Annotated in this window: 10 protein-coding genes; 4 read left to right on the top strand and 6 right to left on the bottom strand. The window is 59.9% G+C overall.

The genetic code is table 11. The features are described 5' to 3' along the window. Positions 1-147 precede the first annotated feature (147 nt). Positions 148-3,039: a hypothetical protein gene (locus J3U87_RS05575; RefSeq protein ID WP_237382044.1), complete on the top strand. Its 2,892-nt coding sequence runs from the start codon at positions 148-150 to the stop codon at positions 3,037-3,039. A 98-nt stretch (positions 3,040-3,137) separates the two neighbouring features. On the opposite strand, the gene J3U87_RS05570 is transcribed toward J3U87_RS05575, so the two are convergent. The 4 genes from J3U87_RS05570 to J3U87_RS05555 form a co-directional block, all read right to left on the bottom strand. Continuing rightward, complete coding sequence (locus J3U87_RS05570) at positions 3,138-5,606, bottom strand: DUF6242 domain-containing protein (RefSeq protein ID WP_237382043.1); 2,469 nt, start codon at positions 5,604-5,606, stop codon at positions 3,138-3,140. A 68-nt stretch (positions 5,607-5,674) separates the two neighbouring features. After that, the gene (locus J3U87_RS05565) at positions 5,675-8,098 is read right to left on the bottom strand and encodes a beta propeller repeat protein (RefSeq protein ID WP_237382042.1); all 2,424 of its coding nucleotides are present in this window, start codon (positions 8,096-8,098) and stop codon (positions 5,675-5,677) included. A 283-nt stretch (positions 8,099-8,381) separates the two neighbouring features. Next, positions 8,382-9,698: a trypsin-like serine peptidase gene (locus tag J3U87_RS05560; RefSeq protein WP_237382041.1), complete on the bottom strand. Its 1,317-nt coding sequence runs from the start codon at positions 9,696-9,698 to the stop codon at positions 8,382-8,384. 119 nt (positions 9,699-9,817) lie between these two features. Beyond that, positions 9,818-11,668: a M6 family metalloprotease domain-containing protein gene (locus J3U87_RS05555; RefSeq protein ID WP_237382040.1), complete on the bottom strand. Its 1,851-nt coding sequence runs from the start codon at positions 11,666-11,668 to the stop codon at positions 9,818-9,820. Positions 11,669-12,531: 863 nt separating this feature from the next. Between J3U87_RS05555 and J3U87_RS05550 the strand changes: the two genes are divergently transcribed. The 3 genes from J3U87_RS05550 (at position 12,532) to J3U87_RS05540 (ending at position 17,499) form a co-directional block, all read left to right on the top strand. Continuing rightward, a complete protein-coding gene (locus J3U87_RS05550; RefSeq protein ID WP_237382039.1) occupies positions 12,532-15,408 on the top strand; it encodes a serine/threonine-protein kinase in 2,877 nt (958 codons plus the stop codon). Between the two features lie 292 nt (positions 15,409-15,700). Then, positions 15,701-17,158, top strand: a complete 1,458-nt coding sequence (locus J3U87_RS05545; RefSeq protein WP_237382038.1) for a hypothetical protein — start codon at positions 15,701-15,703, stop codon at positions 17,156-17,158. A gap of 80 nt (positions 17,159-17,238) precedes the next feature. After that, positions 17,239-17,499: a type II toxin-antitoxin system ParD family antitoxin gene (locus J3U87_RS05540; protein WP_237382037.1), complete on the top strand. Its 261-nt coding sequence runs from the start codon at positions 17,239-17,241 to the stop codon at positions 17,497-17,499. Positions 17,500-17,638: 139 nt separating this feature from the next. Here the strand turns inward: J3U87_RS05540 and J3U87_RS05535 are convergent, their stop codons facing one another. Both J3U87_RS05535 and J3U87_RS05530 read right to left on the bottom strand, forming a co-directional pair. Next, on the bottom strand, positions 17,639-22,585 hold the full coding sequence (locus tag J3U87_RS05535; RefSeq protein ID WP_237382036.1) for an RHS repeat-associated core domain-containing protein: 4,947 nt from the start codon (positions 22,583-22,585) through the stop codon (positions 17,639-17,641). A 36-nt stretch (positions 22,586-22,621) separates the two neighbouring features. Next, the gene (locus J3U87_RS05530) at positions 22,622-24,295 is read right to left on the bottom strand and encodes a tetratricopeptide repeat protein (protein ID WP_237382035.1); all 1,674 of its coding nucleotides are present in this window, start codon (positions 24,293-24,295) and stop codon (positions 22,622-22,624) included. Positions 24,296-24,339 lie beyond the last annotated feature (44 nt).

Here is a 24,339-nt window from a genome sequence, read left to right as displayed (position 1 = left end):
AACGAGCATTTGAACGCTTGCGGCGGTTTTTTCCCCCTCGCGACACCAGAAGTATCGCCCCGCCACGGTCTGCCGTTCGCCGGAATCGCTAGTCGGGCCTTGGCCGACTTGATTTTCGACAATTAAGAACTCAGGAAGATGTATCCTATGGGCCAAGAGCCAGCCAGCCAAAACAAGTCGGTGGACATCCATTCGGTTTCCGAGCTTTGCCAAGACTACACCATCTTCCAGACGCGCAACGCCAAGGCCTATGTCGCCACCATGGTGGATATCGTCGCGGCCATCAACGCCTGTCCCATGGGCAAGCTCCGCAACATCGACCCGGAAGAGCTGCAAAGCCAGACCGGCCACCTGCTCTACTATGAGTTGAAAAGCGTCGACAACCCGATCGCCTGCGACATCGAGTACGTGCCCCAACTCTACAGCCACTTCCGCAAACCCACGCTGTTGGTGCTCAAGCGCATCAAACGCTATCTGATGGGCAATCACCGACGCGTCCTGGGTCGTCTGGAACGCGAGCAGGCCATGGAGAAAGTGGTCAACATGACCGCCTTCGACGTGAGCCAGAAGATCCGCATGTGCATGGAGGAAATCGGCCGCTACCAACGCATGTCGGAAATGGTGCGCGGCGGCGGTCGCAAGCTGGACATCCTGATGCAGGCGCTGCACGTGCCCTCGCGGGTACGCTTCGAACTGCTGTTCGTGGACCGCATTCTGCGCGACCCCCACCACCAACGCCACGGCGAGGCGATGGCTTGGCTGAAGAAGTCGAAATTCAAGGGCAACGCCAAGGCGCTACACAGCCTGATCAACAACGGCTTCCAAATGCTGGACAACGCCACCAACAAGATTCTCGACGCCATGGAGGACCTGTCCGGCCTCCAATTCCCGCGCGACAACTCGGCCATCGACGTGCACAGGTCGTGGTATTCGCTGGGCGCCACCCTGCCCCGCGGGGAAGATTTCGTCAAATCATTCACTTCCGAAGAGAAGATCGAGCATCAGATCAAGCGGGTCACCTATCCCATGATCCGCATCAGTTACGACGCCGAGCGCCTGCGCGCCCAGAAAGACCGCTTCCTGGTCGAGATCAATCTCCCCAAGGTCCAGGCCACCCAACTTTCCAACCTGTTCTTCGATCTGGAACACAAGATCAAGGATTCCACCACGCCCGACGGGGAGGTGGCGGTCGCCATCGAGACCGATTTCAAGAACGGCATGCTCAGCATTCGCGAGCGCGACGAGGCCGAGACCTGGGTTCGCGAAAACAAGATCAAGTTGCAGGAATTGATCATGGAGATCTACGAAACCCTGCACAAACTCAAGGAAGAAAACGACCGTATCGCGCTGCCGGAACGCCTCGAGAAGGTGATCGAGGCCATCAAGTCGGGCCACGCCGGCGATCGCGACGAAGCGCTCAAATCTACCGAAAGCGAATTGGGCAAGCTCAGCATCGACGGCATCGTCAAGCGGGTCAACAACATCGAGACCAAGCTCGACAACCCGAACGCGGAACTGCTGAGCGAACTGGAACAGGCCCGCACCGAGATCATCGAATTCATCGACCGCATCTCGATCAACAACATCGAGTTCCACAAGAAGGTACGCGACGCCTATACGGACTTCAGCGACTATGAAAACAAGGTGCTCCAACTCTACGGTATGGAAGAGCAGTTGGAGAACATGCGGGTCAAGGTCGAAGGCTACCTGTTGGACGTCTACCGCCTGATCTCCTACGTGGGCGTGCCCGAAAAAACCTTGGACGTCTGTATTTCGGTGGTCATCGAGACCATGCTGTTGAACTTGAAAAAGCTGGAATACCGATCGATCGACGGCGACGTGTTCGAGTCCTATTTCAACGAAGCGCTGAAGATGGACGAGGAAGACTGCATTCTGCACCTGGATCAACTCCTCCAGGAGATCGAAGCGGTGCCCCGCACCGAGCACCTGCTCCAGGCGCTCCACGACTGGGAGAAGGATCTCAAGAAAGACGAATACAAACAGAAGGAAGAGTTCCTGCTGGCCAACGGCGAGCGCATTCAGGCGATCACGGACAAGGCCCGCGCCGAGTTGCGCGAACGCCTGAGCAGCGGCAAGATTCAGCCGAAACGCCTGCGGTTCGAGGTATTCGGCCTTTCCGACTGCAACGCGGACTCGCTGCGATCCCTGCTGGAAAGCATGATGAGCATGGCGCCCCGATTGGCCAACGACCAGGAAGGCGAGCAATTGATGAAGGGCCTCAACACCCTGGAAGCCCAGGTAATCGAGGCCCAGCGCATTACCAAACCCGGCGGCGAGGCCTTCAAGAAACTGAAGCAGATGGAGCAGAACGAAAGCATCTCGCCGGAATTGATTCGCGACCTGCACCGCGATCTGGAACTCAACTTTTCGGATTTGGACCAACTGCTCGAAGGAATCAGCGCCGCCCAAAAGCGGGTCAAGGTACTGCAGAACAAGTTCGGTGCGAAGAAATCGACCGACCACCTGGAAGTCACGCTCAACATCAACGATCTCGACCGGCTGAAACAGGTCTACGAGTTCATCGATACGGTGACCATGGAGGACATCAAGCGCTTCTGCGTGGCCTACAACCTGAAGACCGGCCTGATGAACAGCCTGTTCGAGAAGGCCCGCAAAAAGGACATCTCGGTCTCCAAGGAAATCACCCAGTACCTCAACAACAAAGCCTATAAGTTGTTTCAGGACAAGCGCTTCATTTCGCTACCGCTGCGCACGGCGATCCTCAAGAACAGCAAGGAAATCTTCGAGGCCGAGTGTCAGTTGCTGTGCCATACCCTGAACCTGGTCAAGTCGCTGTCCATTCGCCAGAAGGCATCCTACATGACGGTGCTGGCCCTGCTGGAACAGGCCAAGAACAGCGACCACCAATTGGTGAAAATGCTGGGCCTGATCTGGGGCAGGATGCAGACCCGGCTGTTCAAATTCAAACCGCAAAACCACCCAAAAAACTTCGAGGGCAACCGCCAGGCATTGTTGACCGACATCAACGAACTCTGCGGCGACGTCTTCAAGAAGTAGCGACACCCAATCCGTATCCGACCCCGAGCCTACGAAAGAGGCGAAACGGCGTTCCGCTTCGCCTCTTCAATGTTTATGCGGACGGATGTCCCATGTTCCTAAGGGTTGGGCAACGGGATAGCGGCGGCCATCGACGGCTGCCGCAAGTGGTTGAATACAAAAGTGGTTCCCGAGATCGACGTGTCGGCCTCAGTGGTGGCGACGATGGCTGCGTGGGCCGGCAACGTCAGCTCCGAGAACAACTCACTCGCCAACCAGGCTTTGGGTTGGTTGCCGGTCAACAAAATATCCCGCGTGGCGATTACCGTTCCATCCTCTCCGTAGAGGGCGAACTGCACAGCCGTCTCGCCACCGTCCTCGCGATCGGCCACGAGGACCACCGCGGGAATCTGATCTCCTGGCAGATAGGGGAACGCCAAACGGGACGTCAACCGGTCTACCCGTTGAGCCTGGGTCTGAGAAGGCGAAGCACCACCCGAAACCTCTTCGCGGTTAATGGTCAGGAACGAACCCAACACGTGGTCGGTGGCGGTCAAAATGTGCAGCGCATAACCACTCATCCCCGGGAACAATTCTCCGGCAAGGTCGTGCCTGGTGGCGTGCGCCGGTACGGTCACCCACCGCTCAGCCAAAGTACCGTCGACCGCAACTGCCCGAAGAAGTACATCCTGGGTTTGCGAGTCCTGATTGGTGAACGCGATTCGCGATTGCCATTGGTCGTTGTCGACGACCCAAGAAATGACCTGATGCGGGCGAACTTGCGGTATTTCGGCGGAATAATCACGAAGGTAACGTCGAATCATGCCGCCTTCGCCGACAACCAGTGCAGTTCCAGCCCATTGAATCATCGCAAGTCCCGAGTCGCCACCCGGCAGTCGGTGCTGCGTCCATTGGCGACCGTCCCCACTGACCCAAAAGTCCTGAAACCCCCGGTTCCTGATGAAATAGCCCAGGAACCGACCGTCATTCCAGCAAAACTCTTCGAAGCCCGTATTCTTTGCCCGAGGACGTTTCTCCCAGATCAAGCCATCCTGACTGATCATCACGGCCCCGCCGCTGCTCGCCGCGACGTAAGTCCCGTTGCCGTACGCAAGATGGACACCGGACGTCAGTCCTTCCATCGGGTTCATCTGCCAATCCGTACCATCGACGCTGGTCAGCGATCCCTCCCGGGTGAACACCAGAAAGCGGGATCCGTCCCAAACGGGATTGGACAAGAAGCCGGATTCCCACGAAAAGGTGTTTTCGAATTCGCCGCCGTCGCGACGAGTCCAGATCTCCCCGAAACGATCCACCACGACCAGGGTCGTCTCGTTTTCGGCGAGTCCATCCAGAGAGTATTGGGTGGGATTGTCGAGGGATACCCAATCTCTTCCATTCGAGGAAAGGTGGATGCCCAACCGGTTCAAGGCGAATCGGCGGCCGGTCCAATAGAGAACGCCCGTCCTGCGGTCGTTATACAAGCCGAGTTCGGCCCAATCGAGGAAAGTCCAGGAGCTTTGCTCGTCGTCGAGGACCAGCCCGTACTCGCCGGCGACCAGAGTCAGGCCGTCATGGTGTAACGCGTCCGAAAAAGCTTGGTCCCCAAACAGGGGTTCCTTGCGCCAGGTCGTGCCGTCTTCGCTGATCGAGATCTCGTTCCTCTCGAGCGCCAGATAAAAGGCGCGACCGCTCCAAAAGAGCTGAGAATCCACGTCTTCGTCCCATACGGCGTCGACTTCCGCAAGCTGCCATTGAAGACCGTCCGAGCTTGTGATCAGGGCCCCCGATCTGTCGCGCGCCAGCAGCCGGTTCCCGCTGGTGGCCACCTGTTCGATCACGGCCGTGCCGGGGGTTGTCGCCGGGTCCCAATTGCGGGCGTCGGTACTGGAAAGGATCGTGCCTTCACTGCCGTACAGGATGTAGCGGTCGCCGAAAGTGGTCATGTCAAGGATATAAATCGACGAGTCCGGCAGCACGGTGTTATTGGGAAGTTCGGTCCACAGCGTACCGTCTTGCGAGTGAAAAATAGAATTAGCATCTCGCACGAGGAAGCCGCCGGTGGTGTGGACCATGCCCTGGAGGGGAATATTGGTATCGATTTCGGCGCGTTTGGTCCAGGTAAGACCATCTTCACTGGAGTAAACGGAATAACGATACTCTCTGAGAACCACCCACCATCGATCGCCGGTCCATACGAGACCCGCAACCGGAACATCGAACCCCATTTGCCGCCAGGCCTGGAGGTCTTCGCTGCGAAACAACCGGCCCCGTCCGTCGAGTGCCAGCAATTCGCGATCGTTGCTGACCAGGTGTCTCCAGCCGCCGTCATCCAAGCCGATCTCAGTGGTGCTGGGCCACAGAAGTATCTGGGTTCCATCTTCCTCGGCGACATAGAGATTTTTCCCGGCCGAATACACCTGACGATTTTGGTGGATGACACCACCATCCCACCTCGGCCTGGCGAGATCGTCGATTTGAATCGCTCGCTCACCGGCACCAGCGAGGGCGGCGGAGCCTGTGGCCACCACGAACAAAGCTAACGAGAACGAGATCAGCAGCGATTGCCGAATCGTGCGCAAAGGCATTCGAGAGTCTCCTTGAAACATGATCGAACCGGGATTTGATGCCGTCGATGGGCAACGCAAAAGGTGGTTCATGGCCACACCTCCACGGGAATCGCCGCCGCCATCGAGGGCTGCCGGTGTTCGTCGAAGACGAAAGTCGTTCCCACCAGCAAGGCGCCATTCATACTGGTCGCCTTGACCGAAACCGGACCTTCGAGAACGCCATTGGGGAAAAGATCGGCCGCTTGAAGAACGCGCGGTTGATCCTTGGTCAGTTGAACCGTGATCACGGTTTCCTGATCCGGATCCTCGCCACGAATGGCCAACTGGACCTCGGTGTCGGATTGGGTGGCCTCGGGAGCGGCCAACACCAAAGCGTAGATGCCGTCATCGGGCAGATAACCGAAGGTGATCGCGGGCGACCAGGTGTCTCTGGCCCAGCCTGTCGTCTGGGAAGGCGAAGCACCACCGGAAATCGCTTCTTTGTTAAAGGTCAAAAAGGAGGTGAGAACCTCCGTCGAGGCGGTCTCGAGGCTCAAGCTGTAGCCGCTGAGCTCGGGGAACAGGTCACCGGCCGATTTGGCCACCACTGACTGAGGCGGCAACGTCAACCGAGTTTCACGGCGCACGCCTTCACGGGTGACGGCCGTCAAACGAGCATCGATGGCATCGGTATCGAGATTCAGAAAGCTGACCCGGCTCGACCATTGTGGGTTTTCGACCACCCAGGGAATGACCGCCTGGGGCAGGGTTGGCGGTGTACCCACCTGGCTGCATGACCCGACGGCAATTCCGAAGAAGGGATGGTTGGCGAGGACGACCTCGCCGATCTGATGAATGGCGTGGGGTTCGAACGGCACGGAGTCCATGGCGAAGGATTGCCAAAAAAGACCGTCCCAACTGAAGCGCATCGTCGTTTCCCGCCACGGCGTGTGATACACGAATCCGTCGCCGAGTCTGGCCAGGTAGTGTGGGGCCCCAGTCGAATCGTCACTCGGGATCGAATACTCCGGAGACCAGGTCACGCCATCCCTACTGGTAGTCAGCCGATTGCGCTCGCTGCCCAGAGTGGTGGAACCGTTGGTGACGTGGTAGCCCAGCGCCGAGCCGCGAAAGGCGCTCGGTGCCCAATCCAGGCCGTCCTCGCTGACAAAACTGCCATTCTCGCAGGCAGCGAAAATCCGACCATCGGCGGTGTAGAGCCAACAATCGGAGTCACTCAATTCCGAAGCGGTCCAATTACGGCCGTCAGCGGATACCAGCAATTTGCCGGCACTGTCCGTGACGAACCAACGTCCCTCGAAGAAATACACCTGGCGATGGCTGGCATCCGCAATTTGCTGACATTCCCAATGCAGGCCGTCTTCCGAAAAATACAACACATGGTTGAAACCGATCAGGAAACTGCCGTTCCCGTCGGTCACCACGTGAAAACGGTAGGAGCTTTGCTCTTCGCAGCCAGCGATTTCCTGCCAGTTCAACCCGTCGAGAGTCGTGAATAGAGATGGCCACGAATAGGCGAAGAACCGGTCACCGGCCGTCTGCGCCCAGGTGATGCTCAGGTCATTGGGTGCCGTCCGGTGCCAAGCTTCGCCGTCTTGGCTATGAAACAGGAGACCGTTTTCACCGGTCGCCCGATAGGTGCCGTTCTGGTGACGGAGCCCCTTCAGTTGGGCCGAACTGTTGCGGAGCAGGGTTTGGTGTTCCCATAGCAGGGCATCATCACTTAAATATACGCCCTCAGAACTCAAATGAGCGTAGCGGGTTCCGTCCCAAATCAAAGGGCCGAAAAAACGGATGGAAGCATCGCTCACCGACCAATCGAGTCCATCTTCGCTGGTGAATACCTTCGATTCGGTGACCCCCACGAAACGCTCGCCGTTCCAGAGTAGCCAGCCAAAATTCCCACCGATCGATTCACCGGATAAATCCGTTTCCTGCCAGGTGACACCATCCGTGCTGGTAAAGACGGATCCTGCGTCGTTGTAGGCGACCATGGTTGTGGCGCTGACAGCGATCGAGTTCAGAAATTTTAATTGACCTAATTCGGCCGACACCCGCCACTCTCGGCCATCTTCTCCGGCCGTCCAGACAAGGTTTAAACCGACGGCCAGGAAACCGTCGGGTCGGGCCTCCAGATCTGCGAACACGCTCGCTTCGGCCGCCACGCTCCAGGTGCGGCCGTCTTCACTGACCATCAATTGATCGGTGGCACGCGCGACAAAAGCCTTTCCGTTGTAAACGACCTCGTCAATATTGTTCCCATGATCGAAAACCGGGTTGCCCCAATGAATCCCATCTTCGCTGAACCAAATTTTTCCGCGCCCGCTTTCCTTGCCCACGAGCACGTAGCCCTGGGCACCCTGGGCGATGTCTAATCCATCCCCGGAAAAATTGAGCACCTGCCATTGATCGCAGGTCCATTCCGGATCCTGTGCCGTTAGAGCGGAGGTCGCCCAGAGCACGACGAAGAAGCATAAGGACCAACGCGATCCTCGAGAAAATAGAACCATCAAACACCTCTAACAAATGAAATCCCGCAGCCCTGACATCTGCGGAGAGTGGCAGTGGCCGAGAATACCGCCCCCTGGAAACGGGCGCCAAAAGCGCGAAAAAGGTATCATAAATAATCTGAGCGGAACAGTTTTTACACTGATCCCCAATTACCCCACAGACGTGAAGATGGTGCTTCCTCCCCGAACGCCAGTTACTTGAAAAAAACTGGGTTTCTCGAGAGACTCGAACGAATGAACAGGCGCGCTCGATTTCTGGACGATAACGAATCGAGAATCGCTCTCATTCGACATCATCCTCGGGCGGTTCGATCGGCTCGGGTCGCTCCGGTGATGGCGCCACGGCCCCACCGGCATTCGACTGCTCCGTCTGGGGAGGGCCGATCGAAATCGTCACGGTCATGGGCAGGGTCCACTGCCGTGTGCCGGATGCGGCGTCCGATTGCGGGGACGACATGCGGGCTGCCGATTCGAAGCCGGACAGGGCCCAGGCCGGTGCGGTTGCCGACGCCGAATCCGAGCCCAAGGAAGGCGGCAGCCCGGTGCTCGTGGGTGGCGGCTGCCGGCCGGTGTTTTCGATCAGGCCTTTGATCGCCAACTCCTGACCGTCCGCCCATTCCTTCAAAAAGGCGGTGATGCTGCTGATGCGCGTCCCCTCGTTGGCCACCCAGTCGATCCGATGCACGGTGCCGGGCCGGCGGTCCCAGGGTTCGCCATCGGTCAACAGGATGCGGTCGTGCCCATCGCGCCGAGGAACCCCGGCGTGATGCAACGCGGCCAACTGCCACTGGTCGTTCAGGACCGGCGAACCCGAGCTTCCCTTTCTCGTATCCGTCTCGTAAATCAGGAAATGACCATCGATGTCGACGATCTGGTTGGCCCGAATGGCGATCTGTTGCGGCTCGCCACCCGGATGCTGAATGATGTTGACGCGCTCGCCGACCATCGCCTTGCCCGATGCCGAAATGAGCGGAATCCAGCCACCGGCCCCGATGGGCGGATGATTCGCCTGAACGGCGACCACGGCAAAGTCCAAATCCTTGTCGGCGACGAACAGGGTTTCGGGGTCCAGTGCCACATCGGTGGGCACGTTGATGTCGCCTCCCGCGATCTCCACGTAATCGAACTGGACCCGGCTCTTTCGGGCGATGGATGGCAGCGGCAACACGTGATGGTTGGTCAGGAGCAGGCGATCGGAAATCATGAAGCCCGTACCGAATTTGGTTCTGCCTCCCAGTTTGGTGACGATCCGACCCACGTACCGCGCCACGGCCTGGGCCTTGTGGAGAAATCCGATGGGGACGAGGTCGTCCTGGAGGATGATGCTCTCGAGAAACACCTGCTCGATGCGCTCGCGAGCGGGGGCTGCCTCCCCCTTGCAGAAATTGCGGACGACCTGATCGATGGTGCCGGGCAGGTCCATGCTCAGCAAACGCTGGGCGAGCCGTTCCGGTTCCTCGATCGCGTCGAGACTGACTTTCCGATCGCCGCGTTTGAGTTTCTCGATGGCGCGGCGGCGACCGGTACGGCGGGCCTGCCCCCGGTCGAAGCGCTGGGCGGCCTGGACCAGTTGGTCCAGCCAATAATCGGGCGCTGACATGCGGTTCACCTCCCCTGATGCGATCGGGCCCTTGTGTCCGGGAGAAAGGGTACCCCGGTCGCGATCCCGGTCGAGAGGGAGCCCCTCGGCGACAGGTCGCGGCCAAGGCCTCCGGTGTGCTACCCGACGGTTTGGATTTGGAAAGACCAGCTCTTCAGATGACCCGTATCCTGACCGACGGTATCCGAGACCCGCAGAATCCAATCGCCCTGGATGGACACCCCGATCAGGGCGGACAACTCGGTATCGCTGTCGAAGCGCGTGCGGATGTCGTCCGCATCTTCCCCCTGACGGTTGTGGAGGGTGACCCTGCGACCGGTGGGCGCTTCGAGCACCACGCGCAAATCGCCGATCCAGGTGTGTACGATGTGCAGATCCAGGGTCATGCGCGCCACGAGGCCCGATTCGCCGACCCTGATGACGTCGTGAATGCCGCCGGGATCGTTGTCGGGGATCGGTTTGTCGGGAGCCGAACCCTTTTCCACACGTGCCGGTGCCACACTGGGCGCACCGATCGTGAACTCGATTTCTTGACCGGGCGCGCCGATATCGGTCACGGCGAGCCCCGAATCGGTCCCGTCCCAGCTACGCGACGAGGGCGTGGTCACATGGGTGAAAGCCGAACCGGCCACACGTTGGAACAGGTCGCCGCCGTCGCCGTGATTGTTGTTGCGCTCCAAGTCCCGATGTCCGTCGGCCTGTTCGAGGGCGCACTGGTAATGCCGCGATCCGCTGCCGTTCTGCCATTCGTTGGAACCGAGGATGTCGCAATGGTAGATGGCCAGGCCGCTGGACGGCAGGAACCGGTCGAGCCCCATTTTCGTGCGGTTCTCGATGAGGAAATACTCGTTCGGCTTGCTGGTTCGATACTTCATGACCGTGTCGTAGTCGGCGTGTCGGGCCGTATAGCGTCCATCCCGGTTGAGATCGACCTTTTGGTCACACCACCCGGCGAGGTCGCGCAGGTAGGCGCAAACCGGCGACGGCGTGCGTCGGTTGTCGAGGTGGTTGCCGGAGCCCATGAGGCAGTAGCGGCCGATGCCTTGACTGCGTTCGAAATCACCGTCGCGCTTGCCGTAGTCGTACATGTCGGGAAAACGACACAGCATGTGGCCCAACTCGTGGCAAATGGTCCCGATGCGGAGGTCGCTGCTTTCGGAACCCAAGCCGGTGAGCATGTAGAAGTGAGTGCGGACCTGGCCATAAAAGAGGCGCCGTGTGAAGTTGTGGGGCCATAGATCGCCCTGGTACACCGATTCACCGGCATACAGGAACGTCACGGCATCGACGATGCCGTCGTCCAGTGAATCGAATTGGGATAAATCGACACCATCCGCCACGACCAAATCCAGGGCTTCCTTGACCAGCGAGTGATCGATGTAATGGGAACGGTTATGGGAAAGGGTCACGGGTCCCACGACTTCACTGGTGTAGTTCAGCTTGCCGCTGGAAACGAGATGGAAATACTCCCGCACCGAGCTGAAATTGCCGTGTTCCCGGTAATCGGTGCCGTTGACCAGGGCATCGACCTCTTCCCGGGTGATCGTCGTGCCGACATCCTTGAAATTCACCAGGACGGTAAGGCCCTTGACGTCGCCGCGGTGAAGCGCGCGTCCGGGCAACAATCCGTCGTTCTGCCCAAAGGTCTCGAGACCCGGTTCGGGGCTGTCGGCGCCGGGTCCAAACGTGAAATAGCGATCGTTGAATTTGGCCGAAGCCACCTCCGGACGCTCGCGCAAATGTTTGGCGAGCGAACGCGGAGGCTCCTCCGCACTGCCAATTCCCGTCGATACGAACTGGCCGTTCTGAAGATCCGCAAAACAATAAAGGCCAAGGTCGGCATCGTACACGACGGTATAGCCATCGGGTCGCTCGTAGGTCGCATAATGTTCGTCACCGTCTACCACGAGCTCGATCTCGGGACCTTGGTCCTGAGGAAAGCGACGAAGATCTTCGAACAAACCGCACATTTCGTTCTCCTAACGAGTGCCCATCCGGAAACGCAACGCTGGCGCTACCGAAGCAGCCTGACCGAACAAGCACTAACTTGTTTATTCCAAGCTTTTTGACAAGATTCACACGGACCCGCGCCGAAGATTCGATCGACAGACGGATCTTCGGAACATCGATCGCCGGGCGTCAGGTTGTAGGGAGAAAGAGGGTTGCGGGAAATACTATCAATCTAGGAATTTCAAATATTGAGAGTCAAGCAAATTGCGAATTCTAACAAAACACTCCACCTTTCGGTAGTTGAAGATCCCCAAAAACCCCATTGATCCGCGTAAAAAACCATCAAAATGTGAGTCTCGAATTAGCGAGAGTTTCCTTCGGGTGGCGGATCGTCGACCCGGGTTACTTCCCGCAACGAGTCCCTATCGCCTTGGAATCGAAACCCCACGCGAGAGAACCGGTGCGGGTCCGCGATGGTTCGATCCGGATTCACACAGCGAAAATGCGCCGCACTTCGGGCTACCTCGAGGTGCCTTTTCCTCCGATCGGCGGCCGCGACGGCTTGATCCAAGTCGATTTTCCCCACTGTTTGCGTTAGAATGCCACCAGTCAAAAGCAGGGATCGCCTTACCCGCGACCTTCCCATGAGCCAGTTGCTTCGTCACACCGAGCGCCTTCTCCCCACCGGTTGCGGCAATACCCGTCTCGTCCTCCCCTTCCGCCATCCTTTTCGCCGTACGTTTGCCTCATTCATCCCTGGATCGATCGCGAATCGGGATTTCATGGGAAAGATTCGATCCACCATTCCGTCCTTTTCCCCAGATTCATGCCTAGCCCATCATCGATTTGACAAGCCATCAGCCTGGCCAGGAGTACGTGAAGCTTGAACCGAGACAGGGATCTGCAAGACATTTTGAATCAGGTCGATCAGGCCGATGACGGACGCCTGCGCCAAGCCTATCTGGAGCAATTGTGCGGCGGTGATCCCGTGCTTCTGGCCCGCGCCAGAACGATGCTTGCCATGCGCACCACCGGCCGACCGGCTGCGGAGATCACGCCGGATCCGCCGGAAGCACCGGCCAACCGGGATCCCGAGGTCGACAAGGCCCGCTTCCAACTGAATACCGAGGCCCCCGATCCGCTGCGCCGCATTTCACGCGGCATCGAGACCGGCACCCGCCTCGGCGCCTACAAAATCGACCGGCTGGTGGGTACCGGCGGCATGGGTCGCGTCTTCCTGGCGAAGCGCGAGGACGATTTGGAATGGAAGGTCGCGATCAAGGTCGTCAACATGGACGACCCCAAGGTCCTGCGACGCTTCGAGAAAGAGCGCCAGATCCTGGCGCGGTTCCAACACCCGAACATCGCACGGGTCATGGATGCGGGCCTGACCTCCGACGGGCTGCCCTGGCTGGCGATGGAGTACATCGACGGGAAATCGATCACGCGCTGGTGTGCCGAACGACGGCTCACGATTCGCGAACGGCTGAAACTGTTCATCAAGGTATGCGACGCGGTGAGCTATGCCCACAAGCACATGGTCATTCACCGCGACCTTAAGCCGTCCAACATCATGGTCGACGAACACGGCGAGCCCAAATTGCTGGATTTCGGGATCGCCACCATGTTGGATCCCGACACCAAATCGCAGCGCACCATGACCAAATTCCAGGAGCAGGTCATGACGCCCGGCTACGCGTCGCCCGAACAGGTTCGCGGAGAACCGCTGGGCGCCGCCACCGACATCTACTCGTTGGGCATCATCTTGTTCGAGTTGCTCTCGGGCGCCCGCCCCTACGAAGTCAACAGCCACAGTCTGAACGAAATCCTGCAGGCCGTCTGCGTTCGCGAACCGGAGCGGCTGAGCCGGGTTTTGCGCCGCCCCACCGGCAATCGCGAGCTGGTCGGCGACACAATCGCCATGCGCGAGGAGAACGCGGCCAAGGAACGACGTACCGATCCCGCCAGCCTGCGCCGCCTGCTGCGCGGCGACGTGGAGAACATCGTCAGCATGTCACTGCGCAAGGAGCCGGAACGCCGCTACACCTCCGCGGAGGCGCTGGCCACCGACATCCAGCGCTACCTGGACGGCATGCCCATTTCGGCCCGACCCCTGACCGTCGGCTACCGTGCCGGGAAATTCGTGCGGCGCCATTTCGTGGCCGTGTCGCTGATGATCGTGCTGATGTGCACCTTGATCGCCTTTTCCCTGCTCAATTATCGCCAACGCAAGATTACCGAGCGGCAGCGCGATGCGGCCCAGGCGGTCACGACCTTCCTGGAAGAAATTTTCGAGCTCTCGGGTCCGGAAAAGGCCCGCGGCGAAGAGCTGACGGCGGTCGAACTGTTGGATCGAGGCGCCGAGCGCATCAAGCAGCAGCTCGAAGACGAACCGGAAATCCGCATTCGCCTGCTGCGCATGATGGCCGAGGTCTACTTCGATCTGGGTGCCTACGACAAGGCCAAGCCGCTCAACCAAGAGCTGATGACCCTCACCGAATCGCACGGCAACGCCAAGGACCGCATCGGCGCCCTGGTCAGCATGGCCAATCTGCTGGAGGAGTACGCCGAGGCGGACAGGGGCGAGCAACTTTGCCGCGATGCCCTGGCGGTGGTCGAGCGGGAAATGCCGGACGACAAGTGGCAACGGGCTTTCGTGCTCAATCAATTGGGCACGGCCATCCGCAGCCAGAACCGGTTCGAAGAAAGCCTGCCGATGTTCCGCGAATCGCTGGAACTCTGCCGCCAGATCATGGACGAGAACGATCCCCGTCTCTCGACCGCCATCAACGAGCTGGCCTTCCTGCTGCACGATCTCTACTACTACGAAGAAGCCGACCGACTCTACGGGGAATCGACCGCCATGGACCGGCGCCTGCTGGGCAACAACCATCCCGATACGGGTACCGGCCTGAACAACCACGGCGTCCTGATGCTGGACATGGGTCGCTACAAGGAAGCCGAGGTGTACCTGAAGGAATCGATTCAGATCGCCAACGAGGTCGAAGGTGAGGACCATCCCCGCACGGCCGGAAAACGTCGCAACCTGGCCCGAGTCTACATGCCCGTCGGCCGCTTCGCCGAGGCGGAGACCCTGCTGCAATCCGCCCTCGACGTCTTCGTGAAAAACCTACCCGCGGATCACCCGGCGGTGTTGGGCACCCGCATTCTGGTGGCCGAAGCCAAGCTCAAACAGGGCAAACAGGAAGGTCTCGTCGATGAGATCGACGACGTCCTGCGGATCACGATCGATACGCTCGGCGAAACCAACAACATCGCCCTCAAGACGCTCCAGGTCAAGGGTGACCTGGCGTTGCGAAACGAGCGCGCCAAGATGTCGGAAAGCCTCTACCGCGACACCTTGGACCTGCACCTGCGCAACCACCCCATGTCCCATCACAATACCGGCCCGATCCTGCTGGGCATCGCCAGGGCCCTGTTGGCCGAGAAGCGCTACCGCGAGGCCGAAAACGCGGCGCGCAACATCATTCAGGTCCTGAAAGAAGCGGTCAACGCCGATCACTGGTGGCGCGACGAGGCCAACGCCCTGCTCGGCGAAGCACTGCTCCACCAAAACCGCCTGGACGAAGCCGAGCCCCTGTTGATGAACTCCTGGCAGGCGCTCGAGGCCAAGTTGACGGACGACGGGCCCGAAACGAAGCGGACCCTGAACCAGTTGATCGCGCTTTACGAAGCCCGCGGCGATCGCGAGAAGACCGACAAATACCGGGCCCTGCTGGAACCCGCCGGTCAGAATTGAGGGGCACCCGCGCCACCTGACCGGTCAGGAATGATGGCGTGCCCAGCATGCCGAGCGATGTTCGGATGGTCCACCACCGGCTCAATCACCTACCCCCAAACGCCATTTCGAACCTTCGGGCAGTGCGACGGCTTTGGTATGGTGTGTTCAACGGTCCGCCCGTTCCTGCCATTGGCATGGCCCGACGTTCCACCGGCTCGCGCATCTAAGGGTAGTGCGATCGCTGGATTTTCGGACGCCGCGCCGACACGTCCGGTTTCCGAATTCAGAATCCATTGGGAGAACACGATTTATGATGGGTTTCAGTTATTTCGATGTGGCGATTCTAATCGGGTTGGTGGTGGCCGGTGTCGCGTTCGTTTGGGGAACTTCTCCACGGTCGAGTGGTTTCGGAAAGTCCGAATCGAAAGCGCCGACCACCTACGCCCATTGGAGTTTGCTCGAACTCACCGCCAAGGCATTCGGCATGTCTCCCGATAACCGGGATCTCTGGTCTCGTGCAGCTTCCGACTACAGGCTCGAGCTGGATCTCGTCGCCCGCGAAATGAGAATGTATGCGCCAAAACCCTTTCCCTACGGCCTCGAGCTTTCGGAAACGCGGGGATCTCAAACGGAAAATCCGAAAACCGGTGATGCCGCTTTCGATGAAACGATACACTTCGATTTGGACGAACCAGCATCCGTGACCATCCTCAACGAACGGGTACGCACCCTTTGCCGCGAGTTGAAATCGGTTCACCTGCACTCGAATCAAATCATCGTTTCCTACCGCTTCGATGAGGCCGTTCATTCGTCGGAATCGGCGCTGAATTGGATGAAAGACCAATTCGGGCGAATGACGGATCTGGCGAACGACCTGTTGCGCTCGACGACATTGATTCAGCGACACTTGGAGGTGGCGGCCAAGGATTCCTGTCGGGCGATGAGGGCGAAGAGCCTCGCATTCCTCTGGAAACAGCCCGATGCCAGGCCCAAGAGATTCGAGGTAGCGGGATCGCCCTCGGATGCCGAGCTCGCGCGACTCTGTTCCTGGTTTCCAAACCTGGATCGGGAATGGCTTCGATGCCTGCCCAGGGAGGCGGAAAAGTCTCCCGAGAACGAAGTCATGCGGCGAATCTTGGGATGGGCACATCAGGCGAGCGAGCCCCAAGGGAACTTGCCACCCATCCATCCCGAGGCCGTTTTGTGGATGTGCGGTCAAATGGGAGGCGGTTCCCATGCCTCCCAGGCTTGGTTGATTCGCCACGTGGATGCGCAGTTGGTACCGGATCTGTTTCTGTTGCTCCGCGCGTTGCCCCATGACCGCGCCGACGATTTGATCCTCGAGGGCCTTGCCACTCACGGCGTCCCATTTTTGGGTTTGGTTCGCAGCAAAATGGACGCGTCCCTGCTTCCCCGGTTGATCGACGTGCTCGACACCACCGCGGATGCCCGACTGCGACCCAAGCTTTTCCAACTCTTGCTGGACTTCGACGGCACCCACGCCCCCGAAATCTGTCGAAAGGCTTTGGAGGCGGGCGATACTGATCTGATTCCCCTGGCTTTGAAAGGCATGAAGACATTGGGGACGTTGAGCGACGTGATCCATCTCGCTGCCCTCCGAGATAATGGTTACAAGCCGAGGCACGAAATCGATCAAGCCATCCATGCGATTCAAGCCCGTGAAAATGCAGGCGAGCCGGGCTGGCTGACCATTCTCGAGGACGACCGCGAAAAGGGCGCGTTAAGCCTGACGGACGATTCCGTTTGAGCATGGGTTGTTGGCTTGGGAAGCAGTTCCCACCAATGATTGTCAATTCTTAAAAAATGATCGTCAGGGGGAGGGTTTCAATGCATATTTCACTTACACCAGAATTAGAAAAATTGATCCAAAGCAAAGTCGAAACAGGGTTATATAACAACCCCAGCGAGGTCATCTGCGAAGCCCTTCGGTTTATGGAACAAAACCAGGATCAAGTGCATTATATGAAATTAAACACATTACGCTCATTACTGGCTGACGGAGAACGTCAAATCGCGGAAAACGAAGGCACACTCCTGCACGACACCTTAGGTATCCAAAAGTTTTTTGAACACATCAAAGGGCAGTGACAAAACGTCACATTACTATAATAATCGACTAACTCCTATTTATCGGATTTGGGCCTTGTGAGACCTTTTGATGTGTGGACAGTTGACCATCCCCGGAATCCCCTAAAACCCCAAGGCACCGAGAAAGACCCTACGCTCCTCAATAGCGCTTGACGACGATGCCGTGCTGCTCGGCGAACTTGATTACCGCCGGATCGACCTTGCCGCCGTGCACCACCAGCATGCCCTGATCGGCACCGTTCTTTTGCGCGGTGCGCTTGGCCTCGTACTTCATCCAATGCTTCAGCTCCGGCGTGAGCTTGACGTCGCCGGTGCGGAACTTGGCGTGCGAGGGCATGCCGTGCGCCACCTGATAGGCTTGCCTCATGACGCGATGCTGCATCAGCGGCCATTGCTGCTTGTGCCAGTCGGCCCGGTTCATGAACGCGTCGCCGGCTTTCTGCTTGGACTCCATGTAGCGTTGGTATTTGGCCTCCACTTGGTGATTCACGAACTTGCCTTCCTTGCACAACCCCAGGGGATCGATCCAGCGCGTGGGGTTCGGCGCGTATTCGTAGGGATTGAGCCCGCCGGCCAGGCCGATGGGGTCCTGCGTCGTGAACCGCCCGCACTCCGGATCGTAATACCGGAACCGGTTGTAGTGGAGCCCGGTCTCCTCGTCTTCGTACTGGCCGGGAAAGCGCCACGGGTTCTCCACTCGGGCCGGAGACGCTTCCGCCAGGCGTCCGTAGGCTCGGTATCGACCCGACCAAACCAGTCGCCCGTTTTCGTTGATCATGTCGGTCGGCATTCCCAGGTGGTCGCAGTGGTAGAAGGTGACCTCCTCGCCGGCAATGCGTGCCAGCGGCCACTCCTCGTCCGGATCGCAAATGTGGACGATCCGCTCGCCGTCGCGATCTTCCCATAGTAATTGATTCCCACACCAATAGTATTGGATCTCCTCGCCTTCGGTCTGTTTGGCAACGCGGCGTCCCAAGGCGTCGTAGCGATATTCGGTGCGGATACCGGCGCGTTCGCTGGCTTTCATCTGGTTGAGCGGGTCGTAGAAAAAGCGCGTCTCGGTGCGTTGGGGCCCGGACTGCCGGCGATGGGTCAGGTTGCCCCGTCGATCGTAGACGTAGCGCCTGGACGAGAGCTGGACCAAGCGATTCCCGGTGCTGGCGAGGGCTTCGGCCCCTTCCGCACCCGGCCGCGAAATGGGGTTGCCGGTGGCGTCGAATCGAAAGACTTCGGTGGCATGGCCTTCGACGCCGCGAAGGCGATCGTCGACTCCGTACTCGAAGCGGATGTCGCCGCGCTGCTCGTCCTCGATGCGAAGCAGGTTGCCAACGGGATCGTAGTGATAGGCGGCTTGGCGAAGCATGGCCAGCGGATAGTGCCGATCTTCGAGCCAATGGCTGCGCATTCGGCCCACGGCATCGTAGCCGCGCACGGCGCGCATGCCGTTCCCCAGCCGCCGCGCCGTTTCCCGGCCCAGGGCATCGCGAGTGAAATCCGCCAACTGCAGGGCTCCGTACCGAATCTGGCGGCAGCGGCCGCTCGCGTCGCGTTCGAAACACAACTCGCTGCCGTCGGGCATCAACGTCGACAGCCGTTCCCCGGCCGGATTGTGGCGGTGCAGCAACAACTCGTCGTCCTGCCACTCCTCGATCATGTGGCCCATGGGGTCGTAGCGGAAACGCAGGCGACGGTGCGGGTTGTCGGCCACCACCAGATTGCCTACCTGGTCGTAGTCGAACACCTGCCACACCACCAGATCCCGCACCAGGTCGCGCGCCACCAGATGAACCACCCGACCCAGGGCATCGCGAACATAGGTCAATTTCACTTCGCCATCTTCCTCGCGTTCCAGCAATCGGCCCGCGGCATCGTAGCGGTAGTGCCACTGGCGCCCGTCGAAGCCGACCTCGTGGATCAGGCGCTCACAGGCGTCGTAACGAAACCGCCAGGATTCGCCCTTCTGGTTGACGATCTCGGTCAGGTTCCGCTCGGAATCGTAGTGATAGCGGACCACGCCGCCATCGGGATCGCGACGCTCACCGACCTGGTTCATGCCGAAATGACGATAGTGGGTTTCCCGGCCCGATTCGTCACGAACGCGGGTAATGTTACCGTTCTCGTCGTAGACCGCGAAGATCTCGGTACCGTCGGCGCGTCGAAGGCGAATCAGTTGGCCCAGGGGGTCGTGGTCGAGGCGGGTGCGGGTGCCGTCGGGATGGAGTACCGCCGCCAGGTGGCCGTAGTCGTCGTATTGGTAGCGCGTCACCTGGCCGCCCGGAGCCTTCTCGCCAATCAACTCGTGGCGGTGGTTGTAGCTGCGTTCGATGTGTCGATCGCCGGGAAGTTCCACACCGGTCACCTGGCCGAAGACGTCGTACGAATAGGCCGTGCGCCGATCCAGCGCATCCCAGCTTTCCGTCACCGCACCGTGCTCGCCGAACGCGCGATACCACTCGTGACCGGCCGCATCCTTCATGGCGTCCGAATTCCCGAGCGCATCGTGATCGAATGCCACGCCGTAGCCCAGGGCATCGACCACTTCGATCAGTCGGCCGCGCTCGTCGTAATCGAACCGGGTTTCGAATCCCAGCGGATCGATCTGGCAGGTCATGTCGCCTTCGGCGTTGTGGTGGTAGACCGTCCGGGCTCCCACCGGATCGATTTCCTCGATCAGGTGCCCGAATTCGTCGAATCGGTATTGGCGAACCGCGCCCAGGGAGTTGGTCACCGAGGACGAAAGGCCGTCCGCGTCGTAGTCGAAACGGTAGTCGTAACAACCGTTGTCGCCCCAGTTGCGCAGGCAGCGCCCGTGAATGTCGTGGCGATCCCACTCGAAGTGGAAGCTGAATCCCGTTTTCAATATCCGCCGCGTCAGGACATGGTTGCGATAGGCGTAGCGTTCGCCGAAGCCCAGGCGATCGTAGGCGCCCACCAAATCGCCGTTGGCGTCGTGACGGAACGCGGCGTAGGCCTCGTCGAAGGTCTCGTCGCCCCTGCCGCGTGGCACGATCGAACGGATGCGCCGATCGGGACCGCGCGCTACGGTGAAACCGTCACCGGCGGAGGCACGCAAGCCGGTCCACAGGCCCGCATCGTCGCGTTCGAAGACCAGCTCGTTGCCGAATCCGTCGCGAATCGAATGCACCAGGTAGTGGTCGCCATAGGCCGCGAACAGGCGGTGCGGGCTGCCCTCCTCCCACAGGGAGAGCACGCCGAACTCGTCCATCGCCAGGGTCAGTCGTTCGCGCCGATGGTAGCAGGCCTCACCGGGTTCCAGGGGTTCGAACCACAGGTCGCGACCCTCGGCATGTTCCAGCAGCCACCAATCGCCGTCGCGTCGCAAACGCTCGCAGCCGCTGAACGTCCAGCCGGGACCCAACCCGAAATCCTGCGCGTGTCCGCTGCGGTAGGTGCGCACGAAATCGAAAGGCAGGGGTCCGGGCAAGGTGAAGTCGTGCAGGCTCAGAACCTCCTCGCCCGTGGCCATGCTGATCGGGCAGCCGTTGTAGGGGATCTTGTGGTTTTCCGCGGCGACCTTGCCGCTTTTGACCTTCGACTTGGCCTTGGAGACCTTGTTCGGGACCGATTGGGTGTTGAAGGTTTTCTTGCGGCCCAGGTACGCGGTCTTGGCCTTCTTGGCCTTGGCCTTTTCCTTCTTGGTCTTGCGGTTGCGCGGTTTTTTCGGTTGGCTTTTTCCCTTGTTGTTTTTGAACTGTTTTTTGATCGGCTCGGGATCGGCCTTCACCTTGCGTTTCTTGACGACCTTCTTCGGTTTGGGCTTTTTGGTCGACGGCGTTTTGGGCGTCCAATTGTCGGTGCCGTGGGTCTTCTTGCGGCCCTTGTACTCCGTGGCCTTCCGGCGGTTCTGCTTCTTCTGCTTCTTGTTGAATTTGTTCTTTTTCTTTTTGGGGGCCGACTTGCCCTGGCTGCGTTTCTTCTTGGCCTTGGGATTCAGCTTCTGGTTGACCTTCTTCCGGCTGCCCTTCTTCTTGGTTTTCTTGACCACTTTCTTCTTGGGTGTCTTTTTGGTCGGCGCGGGCGGTTTGGGAGGCGTCGGCGCGGGAGCGGGCGTGGGCGCCGGAGCGGGGTTCTGATTCTTGGCGGGTTGGTTCGACTGGGCGTTGGTGTTGTGGGTTTTGCGAGCTTGGCTTCGCCTGACGACCCCGACATTCCGATCGATCTTGAACTTCAATCGGGTCCAGCGCTTTTTGAGGGGTTTCATGAAGGGCTTGATCAGCCACTCCCAGGGCGGCATGGGCAGTCCGCCGATACGCACCGTGGCAGCCGTCGGGAACACGATCGCACCGGGAGCGGGTGTCGGCACACAGGGATCCTTGCCGATGATGTTCGACGCGGCGGCCGCAGCCAAGTCGACGCCCACCTGAGCCAAGGCCATGCTTCCGCTGAGCGAGAGCGCCGCACTCATCGCGGGATCCTTGACCTTGCCGGAGGAATACAAATCGGCGAGCCCGCCCAAGGCCACCGCGAACTCGGCCCCGGCGAACAGGCATCGCAGCAGGAAATTGTAGGCCACCATATCCCAGTTGACCCATTTCACGGGCGTGGGATTCGGCTGGTTGGCGCAGTGGAGGGTGATATCTCCCATGCGCGCCGCACGGGCTCCTCCGATGAACACGTTCGAAGATCCGGTAAACACCCCGCACCCGCCGGCAAGGCTCAGACAGGTGGGCGTCCAGGCCAAATCACCGGCGCGCGCCGCGGGTTTCCCTTCGATCAAGACCTGCACACATCCACCGAGCAGAATGGGACCGACCGGGACCATCGGAATTCGTCCCGGGTGCATATGGGGAATGCCGACGACCCCGCTGAGCAGCGTGGCCGCCTGAGTGAAGGGAGTGCCGCTGGCCAATTGGTTCACGAATTGGTTCACCGGCCTGATCTGCCGATTGACCCAATAGTTGAAATCCATCAGGTACTTGGTCGGAAGGGAAACGACCTTGGCAATGCTTTGACTGGCATTGAAGGCCATGTTGGGAGGCCGGCCCTCCATCTCGTTTTTGGGTGTCGGCGGGATGGCCTTGGCAAAGGCACCATTGGCCAGTTTGACGACTTTTACACCTGCCATGTTGTCACCTTGTTCCTCGTGCGCGGGACGCGCTCATCAAGTTGCCGCGCCGACCTGTTTCAGGGCCTGGGCCACGCGCATTTTTTCGGTTTTGCAGTTCAGGAGCGACCAGGCCTTCTTGAGGTGCTTGAGCAGGGTGCGTTCCGCATCGGGTTGGCGGTGGTCGCGGGCCAGGTCGACGCCGACCTGCCAGGTTTCGGCCGCGTTCCGCCAATCATCCTGCTTGGCGCGGCACACGCCGATCCGTTCCACGGCCTCGAGCATGAGATCCGGTTTTTCCGCTTCCGAGGCCAGGTTGACGACCGCGCCGTAGGCCCACTCGGCCTCGTCGTAGCGCTGCAGGTAGAAGTAGGCCTCCCCCAGTTTGCGGGACACTTCCAGGTGCAGCATCGACCGCTCTTCCACCACCACCGCGCGGGCGGCCTTTTCGTAGCAGGCCAGGGCCTCGGGCCACTCGTTGTGGCGCATGCACAGGTCGCCCAGACCCATGTGGGCCAGGGTCTCCATCGTCGATTGAGGTCGTTCCGCCAGCAGGACGAGCATGTCTTCGAACTTGGCCTCGGCCGGATTGCGTCGCGCGGCCTGGGCGTCGCGCGTCGCGCCCATGTACAGCAGCCCGATTCGTTCCTCCATCGGGATCTCGGGGTCCTCGAGACGCGCGGCGATTTCGGCATCGGCGCCGGCTTCGTCGAACACCGACTCGAATGCCGCCACGTCGGGTCGCTCCAAGAGTTCCGGGGCACATTCGACACTTCCGGGCTGGTCGCGCGCAATCATGCAGAGTTGGGAATCCTGGCCCGCTTCCGGTTGCGCCAAAATGTATTCCAGCAAACCCAACAAGCGCTCGCGATCCTCGATCTCTCCTGGCAACAAGCCCAAAACCAAACGGTTACTGGAACCGCGCGGCAGGAATCCGAGAAGGTAGCGCACGCAACGCATCACCCGCGCTTCCGGTGTCAGTTCCTCTTCCGGAACCGTTTTCGGCGGCGGCGGTTGCGGCGGATCCAGCTCCGCGGTCATCACGGCGATTTCAGCGGGGCTCAGTTCCCGCTCGAACTGTGACATATGCTCCTGAATCGCTTCCGCTCGCCCGGGCGGGAGCTCCAGGCCGCCTTCCAGCAAGGCCATGAGCTCCTGGGTGGCGTCCTCGCCCGAATCGGAACCTCCCTCATCGAGGTCCAGGTCTCCGAACAGGTCCTCGACCGGCTCGGGCATTTCCGGCGAGGGGTCCAACGCCGCGACATGGGCGCCGCCGGCGAGATTCGAAGGCGTGGGGGTGACGGCCGTGTGGGCGAGGCCCAGATCCAGGAACATGGTGTGGGGATCATCCGCCAGCGGGTCGTCCGCGAGTTCGGGATGATCTTCCGAATCCTGCGAAGACGAAAGGTCCATACCGTCGAAGGGATCCGGTATCGCGTCCTCACCGTCGCCTTGGCCGGCCCCGAACGATTTCATTTTCAGGTCCATCAGATAGCACTGATAGTCGCGCCCCAACCGATCCTCGATGTGATCGGCGAGGGCGTCCACGCCGGTAAAGTCCTCACCGACCAGCCAGTACAGGTTGTAGTCGTCCACCCGATCCCGATCCGAGAGTACGCGAAGCGCGGCGCCCGCTTCCAAGGCGTTCGATTGCAAGAGGAGCAGCGATCCATCGGCGTAATCGATGAAGTCGTCACACCGTTGACGAATCGAGTCGATGAGTTGAAACAAGAATCACCTCACAATCCCGGCCGATCGGCCGGTCTTCCCACCCT

The sequence above is a fragment of the Sulfidibacter corallicola genome, from assembly GCF_017498545.1.
In the GTDB taxonomy this organism is placed as follows: Bacteria; Acidobacteriota; Holophagae; order Acanthopleuribacterales; family Acanthopleuribacteraceae; genus Sulfidibacter; species Sulfidibacter corallicola.
The sequence above is the reverse complement of the archived record's forward strand: the minus strand, read 5'-3'. Positions and strand labels throughout refer to the sequence as shown.